This window comes from Cupriavidus sp. 01L46 (assembly GCF_056399905.1).
The window spans coordinates 1-6,760 of record NZ_JBFTSF010000391.1 but is presented as its reverse complement, the minus strand read 5'-3'; the positions used below and the strand labels follow the sequence as shown (position 1 = coordinate 6,760).

The window sequence follows — 6,760 nt, the reverse complement described above, 5'->3', positions numbered from 1 at the left end:
GGCATAGACCATGCTGCCGAGCTGCGGGATGAACAGGGAGTTCATCATCGATTCCGCGGTGATGCTGAAATTGATTGGCGTATCGACCGGGATCGGCAGCCGGTTGACCGAGGCGATGCCGTAGTCCGGGTAGATGAACAGCCATTTCCAGTTCAGCGCCACGGCTTCGACGCGGATGGGCTTGACGGTCGACTCCAGCGGCTTGTAGGGGTCCAGCGAGTGCGTGGTGTTCCAGATCAGCACTGCCAGGCCGGCCACGATCACGCACGGGATGGTCCAGATGACCACCTCGATACGCGTGGAGTGCGCCCACTTGGGCGCATACGTTGCCTTGGTGTTGGAGGCGCGATAGCGCCAGCCGAAATACAGCGTCAGGAAAATGACGGGCACGACGACCAGCAGCATGATGAACAGCGAGACCAGGATCAGCGTCTTTTCCTGATGCCCGATGTCGCCCTTCGGGGATAGCAGCTCCAGCTGGCAGCCACTGAGAAGGAGCATCGCTGCTCCACCGAGGAACAGCCCCGCAGGGCGGAGCCCTCCCTTGCAAGCATTCAGCCAAGCGCTGGATGCTCGCCGGACAGCAGCGCCTGCCCCGGCAATTGAGTTACGCATAAGACACACCTTAGTTATGCATCACATAACCGGCGCGCGCGTCGGGACTGCCTGCCACGGCACGCTGGAAACCATCGCGAGAGAGGGGAGTCCGCCGGACTGGCGGGAAACGCATACAAAGCGTTAAATGTATGGATTTGTGTGATGCTGCGGCGCATGATAATGTAAGACAAAGGCCATACATCAAGCAAAATGCATCAGAGAAAATCCATACAAGATGAGGACGCCGGTCCCGACTGGGCCGCCGCCTTTGTGCGCGGCGAGGGCGCGCGCTACCAGCAGATCGTTGGCTTCATCGAGCGCGCGGTCGGGGACGGGCGCCTGAACCCCGGCGACCGCCTGCCGCCGCAGCGCGCGCTGGCCAGGCAGCTCGGGGTGGATCTCACCACGGTGACGCGCGCATTCACCGAGGCCAAGCGGCGCAACCTGATCGAGGCGCGCGGGGCGCTGGGCACGTTCGTCGCCCCGCCAAAGGTCGAACTGGCGCAGATGGTCGACCTGAGCATGAACGTGCCGCCGCCGCCCGCCGGCGTGGATTTCCATGACTTGCTGCAGCGCGGTATGTCGCAGGTGCTGCTGCGCTCCGATGCGCACCTGCTCATGACCTACCAGCTCGGTGGTGGCAGCAGGGCGGACCGGGCCGCCGGCGCCATGTGGCTAAAGCCCGTGCTGGAGTCGGTCAGCCCGCAGCAGCTGATTGCCTGCCCCGGCGCCCAGGCCGCGCTGGCGGCGCTGATCCTCACGCTCACGCAGCCAGGCGAGGCGATCCTCGCGGAGCCGCTGACCTATCCGGGGCTGCGCGCGGCGGCCGAGCAGCTCGGGCGCCGCGTGGTGACGGTGGCCACCGATGACGACGGCATGCGGCCCGATGCGCTGGAGCAAGCGTGCCGCGAGCATGGCGCACGCGCGATCTACCTCAACCCGACCATCCAGAACCCGACCACGCGCACCATGCCCGCGCACCGGCGCCGCGATGTCGCGCTGGCCGCGCAGAAGTGCGGCGCCTGGATCATCGAGGATGATCCCTATTGGCTGCTCGGCAGCGACGCACGCTGTCGAAATGCCTGAGCCCGGGGCTGCGGACCGCCTATATCCGGCTACCCGAAGCGCGCAGCCGGGCGGGCGTGCTGGCCGCGCTGCGCTCCTTCGCGCTGATGTCCACGCCGCTGTCGACGGCCCTGGCCACACAGTGGATACACGAAGGCTCCGCCGCGCAGCTGCTGGCCGGGATCCGCACGGAAGCCTTCGCGCGGCGCGAGCTCGCGCGGCAGTTGCTGTTCAGCGCGGACCAGGCACCACCCAGCGGCATACACGTCTGGCACAACTTGCCGAGCTACTGGACGTCGCTGGCGCTGACGCAGGCCGCGCGTGCGGAGGATCTGCGCGTCACCGCTTCCGATGCGTTCTATGCCGGCCCCACGCCGCCCAATGCGATCCGCATCTCGCTGGGGGGTGTCGAGACACGCGCCCATCTTGCTGCCGCGTTGAAGAAGCTGGCTGAGTTGTTGGTGCGCAGGCCGCAGATGTCTCGGGAGATTGTGGTTTAGGGGGCGTGCTTTTGTGTCTCGCCGATCCGCGTGGCGAAGCGAGGGTCTCAATACGTCGTACGACGCCAGGCGCAAGCACTGTCGCCGCAAGATCGGAAAGGTTGGGGTGGACCGCCGATCACACTTCATGTAAGCTTTTCCGCCCTCTTCGCGCTGCCATGCCGCGCCGCCATGCCTCAGATCATCGTTAGCCGTCTACACAAGACCTACCGCATCCACGAGCGCGACCCTGGCGTGCTCGGGGCGCTGCGTGCGTTGATTCGGCCGCGCTATCGCACGGTCGATGCGCTGGCGGGGGTGTCATTCGAACTGCAGCGCGGCGAACTGCTGGGGCTCATCGGCCCAAACGGCGCGGGCAAATCGACCACCATCAAGATCCTTGCCGGTATCCTGCGGCCCGACGGCGGCCGCGTCGAAATCGAAGGGCGCGTCCCTTTCGCGGACCGCGAGCGGCATGTGGCACGCATCGGCGTGGTGTTCGGGCAGCGCACGCAACTTTGGTGGGATCTGCCGGTGGGCGACGGCTTCGCGCTGCTGCGCGACATTTATCGGGTCGACCCGGTGCGCTTTGCCCGCACGCGCGACGAACTGGTCGCGCTATTGCATCTCGAGCGCCTGCTCGACCAGCCGGTGCGCCAGTTGTCGCTGGGGCAGCGCATGCGCGCGGAGATCGCGGCGGCGTTGCTTCACGAGCCCGACATCCTCTTCCTGGACGAGCCGACAATCGGGCTCGATGCGCCCACCAAGCTCGCGGTCCGCGACTTCGTGCGGCGCGCCAACCACGAGCGCGGCACCACCGTGCTACTGACCACGCACGACATGCATGACATCGAGGCGCTGGCCAAGCGCGTGATCGTGATCGGCCACGGCCGCGTGCTGGCCGACTGCGCGGTCGAGGCGTTGCGGGCCCAGGTGGTGGCTGCGCGCCGACTGGATGAGGGCCTGTCAGCGGACGCGGAAGACGAGGGTATGACCATCGAGGCCGTCATCGCGCATTTCTACGCGATGCACGGCGCGCTCGAGGCCTAGTCCATGATGGCGCCGCGCGAACTCGTGCGTCCCTATCTCGCCGCGTTCAGATCCCGGTTCCTGCAGATGCTGCAGTACCGGCTGGCGGCATACGCGGGCTTCGTTACGCAGTGCTGGTGGGGGGGAATCAAGATCATGGTACTGGTGGCGTTCTACCGCGGCGCGCAGGCGCAGAGCGCGCCGCTGTCGCTCGCGCAGGCCATCACCTATACATGGCTGGCCCAAGGCCTGCTCGCACTGCTGCCGTGGATGGGCGACCCCGAGGTGGCGCAGGCGGTGCGCACCGGTGCCGTGGCATACGACCGGCTGCGGCCGGTGAATGCCTATGCGCTGTGGTTTGCACGCTCGGCCGGCTGGACGGCGGCGCGCGCGCTGCCGCGTGTGGCACTGATGCTAGCCTTTGCCGGCATCGCGCTGCCAATTGCCGGGCTGGGCGAATGGGCCTGGCGGCCGCCTGCCGGACTGGCTGCGGGCATGGGCTTCATCGCCTCGGTGCTGCTCGCGCTGCTGCTGTCCACATCGCTGGTGATGCTGCTCAACATCGCGGCGGCAGCGGCGCTCAACGAACGCGGCATCAATACGCTGGCGGGACCGGTTGTCATCGTGTTCTCCGGGAACCTGCKGCCTCTGGCACTGCTGCCCGACACCTGGCAAACCGTGTTGCTGGTGCAACCGCTAGCGGGCGTGATGGATATTCCGGCGCGCATCTATTTCGGGCAGCTGGGCGGCGCGCAGATGCTCTGCGGGCTGGGCCTGCAATGCCTGTGGATCGTGCTGCTGGTGACGGTTGGCCATGCGGCCATGAGCCGCACGATGCGCCGGCTCGACGTGCAAGGCGGCTGAGGCGCATGGGATCGCTGGCATTGTTCGCCCGTCTGGTGATGGCTTCGCTGAGCGGCCAGGCGCGCTATCCGGGCTCGGCGCTGCTGCTTACGGTGGGGCAGTTCCTCGTCACCGGCGTCGAGGTGGTCGCGGTCTGGGCACTGTTCCACCGCTTCGGCGACGTGCAGGGTTGGAGAATTGGCGAGGTGGCGCTGTTCTACGGGCTKGTGAACTGCATGTTCGCCATCGCCGATGCCCTGGGGCGCGGCTTCGACGTGTTGGGCACGGCGTTGCTGCGCACCGGCGAATTCGACCGATTGCTATTGCGGCCTCGTCCCTTGGCCCTGCAATTGATGGGGCACGACGTCCGCATCAGCCGTCTGGGGCGCTTGTTGCAAGGGCTGATGGTATTGGCTTTCGCAACGGTGCAGGTGGGCATCGCGTGGACACCGGGGTCAATCGCCATCGCCCTGTTTGCGGTCGCAGGCGGCGTGGCGCTGTTTCTGGGCATCCTGGTACTGCAGGGCACGTTGTCTTTCTGGACCATCGAGAGCCTCGAAATCGCCAACGTCCTGACATACGGCGGCGTACAGGCGACGCAATATCCGCTGGCTTTGTATGCGCAATGGTTCCGGTACGTGCTGACCTTTGCCGTGCCACTGGCCTGTGTCGCCTACTACCCTGCGCTGACCCTATTGGGCAAGCCTGACCCACTCGGTGCGCCTGCCTGGACAGGGCTGGTATCGCCGCTGGCGGGTTTCGTTTTTCTCTTGGCGGCCTTCGGCGCGTGGCGTGTCGGGCTGCGCCACTATGCCTCGACGGGCAGCTAGTGGATCGTAACGTCTAAATAGGAAGTGTCATTATGCCCATGGAAGGCGTGATGAAACTGACCGGTAGCGAACGCGCGGAACTCGAGAAATAGGCCAGAGCAAACGTTACGGCCCACTRGTCAGCTCGATGAGTTGCAGCGCAAACGCGGCGCTCTCCTCGGGCGTCTTTCCGCTCTCAAGGTGCTCGTACACCAAGAGCACGATCTTGGCGCGCCGTTCATCCGACACATGTTGCTGCGTGGCCGCAAGACTCCGCTCCACCTCGACTAACGCCGAACCAAGTCGGCTGGCATCCATCCCCGCCGTCGCACGATTCGATGGCAGCCGTGCATCGTTTGCCAGCATCGGGCCGCTACCCGTCAGCAGCCAGTGCCCGTTCACGCCGGTCGCCTCGACGATCGCTGTCAGCCGCTTGGCTTTGGGGTCCGACTCGCCAGCGAGATAGTATTCCAGCGTCCTCCTCGGGATAGCTGCCCTGCGGGCAAGTTCATCGCCACTTCCAGCTATCTCTGCGCACTGCCGAAGCCGATCAACGAGCGACATGTCCTTGCATTTTCCTCGAGTTCCAAGATGAGGGGAGGGCGGTCGAACTTGTCGAGCGCCGGCTCAGCTCACTAGAAATAATCAAATAAATCAAAGGTGTACAGCGACCGCTCCCTCATGCATGGAGAGAGGTGGATGCGTATAGCTACATTTGGCTTGTTTTTATGGCCAAAACTGGCTAACATTGATTTCCATAGACACCCGGGACGCTGCGACGGTCGACACCTTGTGCTGTGCCGGCAGCGCAGCCCCAACCGCAAAACGCGATGTTCGGCATGCCAGCATCTCTACATCAATAGATGGCCCTTCTCAGGTCGTCTAGCTACCCGCAGTCGCGCAGATGCCCAGCCCGAATAGGGCTACATCGTCGCGCCGCATTCTGCACCGGATGCAAGCCGCGAAAGTCTATCAGACACGCAGGTCCTCACGGGCGAGGCGCCCGTCCAACAATCGGCCGACGTGCTCGTGCGCATCGCCTCACATGCCGCCGACACGCCGCCACTGATGGAGTCGTTGATGTCAGAGTACGTAACCGAGGCTGACCGCACAGCCTTACGCGAAACCATCCACCAATCCTGCCATGAMCTCCTGCGCGTCAGCGCCGGCCTGGAATCCCTCCTGCTCCTGCTGGCGCTACAAGCCGACGAGCAAGCCGCCAACAACGGCCTGCATGCCCTGCTGGCGCCGCTAAAGCAGCAACTGGACCAGGCAGTGAACCGCGTGCAAGCGCTGTACTGAGCCGCATCCGTTCCTCACACCTGCACCGCGGCCCGCAAAGCCGCAGGCGGTGGGGATGCACACGCCTATCCGTGCAAGAACTCACCTCTGCCTCGCGCCGGGAYGGTGCTCGTCAACACCGCCCATCGAAACGCTGATTTCCAGGATCGCAATCCGATCACAAGACAGGAGGTACCCATGACCGCCCGCCAACGTCGCCCGCGCACCGCAGCCGAAGCACGGGAAGCCGCCTTGGAAGCCAGGCTGATCGCCGAGCCCTTGCTGGCGGACAACGCAGCTGATTCGAGCCACGAGGCGACCCACCAAGGCTGCCACGAACTGCTGCGCATCAGCGCGCATCTGGAATCCGTCATCACGCTGCTGAACCTGCACGCGGGCGATAGCCGCCTCCATGCCTTGCTGATACCGCTAAAGCAGCAGCTGGACCAGGCATTGAGCCGGTGCCGGCGCTGTACCCGGGCCTGCGGGGTTCGTCCGCTATCCGCGCCTGCGTCGCCGCGTGCTGAGCCGTAACCGGCGGGGACTTGCGCATCGGCGGCGTCCTCACGCTGCTCGATCTGCATGCCGATGCCGCGATGGATGGCATCGGTTTTTTCGGATTCTGCATTCAACATTTTCATATCAGTGGGACAAGCT

At 65.0% G+C, this 6,760-nt stretch carries 7 protein-coding genes and 1 pseudogene; 6 read left to right on the top strand and 2 right to left on the bottom strand.

Annotation, left to right across the window (positions count from 1 at the left end):
* On the bottom strand, positions 1–615 hold a 615-nt coding region (gene cyoA, locus AC1DS3_RS35065; protein ID WP_477128990.1), incomplete at its 3' end, for a ubiquinol oxidase subunit II.
* Between the two features lie 192 nt (positions 616–807).
* On the opposite strand from cyoA, the pseudogene AC1DS3_RS35060 reads away from it, so the two are divergent.
* The 4 genes and pseudogenes from AC1DS3_RS35060 to AC1DS3_RS35045 all read left to right on the top strand — a co-directional run bounded on the left by AC1DS3_RS35060 (position 808) and on the right by AC1DS3_RS35045 (position 4,843).
* Positions 808–2,162 (top strand): annotated as a pseudogene (locus AC1DS3_RS35060) (aminotransferase-like domain-containing protein).
* A gap of 171 nt (positions 2,163–2,333) precedes the next feature.
* Positions 2,334–3,191, top strand: coding sequence for an ABC transporter ATP-binding protein (locus AC1DS3_RS35055; RefSeq protein ID WP_441631181.1), 858 nt, complete (start codon positions 2,334–2,336; stop codon positions 3,189–3,191).
* Between the two features lie 6 nt (positions 3,192–3,197).
* Complete coding sequence (locus tag AC1DS3_RS35050) at positions 3,198–4,034, top strand: ABC transporter permease (protein WP_477128991.1); 837 nt, start codon at positions 3,198–3,200, stop codon at positions 4,032–4,034.
* A gap of 5 nt (positions 4,035–4,039) precedes the next feature.
* On the top strand, positions 4,040–4,843 hold the full coding sequence (locus AC1DS3_RS35045) for an ABC transporter permease (RefSeq protein ID WP_441631183.1): 804 nt from the start codon (positions 4,040–4,042) through the stop codon (positions 4,841–4,843).
* A 105-nt stretch (positions 4,844–4,948) separates the two neighbouring features.
* Here AC1DS3_RS35045 and AC1DS3_RS35040 read toward each other — a convergent pair whose 3' ends face one another.
* The gene (locus AC1DS3_RS35040; protein WP_441631185.1) at positions 4,949–5,386 is read right to left on the bottom strand and encodes a hypothetical protein; all 438 of its coding nucleotides are present in this window, start codon (positions 5,384–5,386) and stop codon (positions 4,949–4,951) included.
* Positions 5,387–5,902: 516 nt separating this feature from the next.
* Between AC1DS3_RS35040 and AC1DS3_RS35035 the strand changes: the two genes are divergently transcribed.
* Positions 5,903–6,124 (top strand): DUF1484 family protein, encoded by a 222-nt coding sequence (locus AC1DS3_RS35035; protein WP_477128989.1) that lies wholly within the window; start codon positions 5,903–5,905, stop codon positions 6,122–6,124.
* A gap of 177 nt (positions 6,125–6,301) precedes the next feature.
* Entirely contained in the window at positions 6,302–6,637 is a 336-nt protein-coding gene (locus AC1DS3_RS35030) for a DUF1484 family protein (protein WP_441631189.1), read from the top strand.
* Positions 6,638–6,760 lie beyond the last annotated feature (123 nt).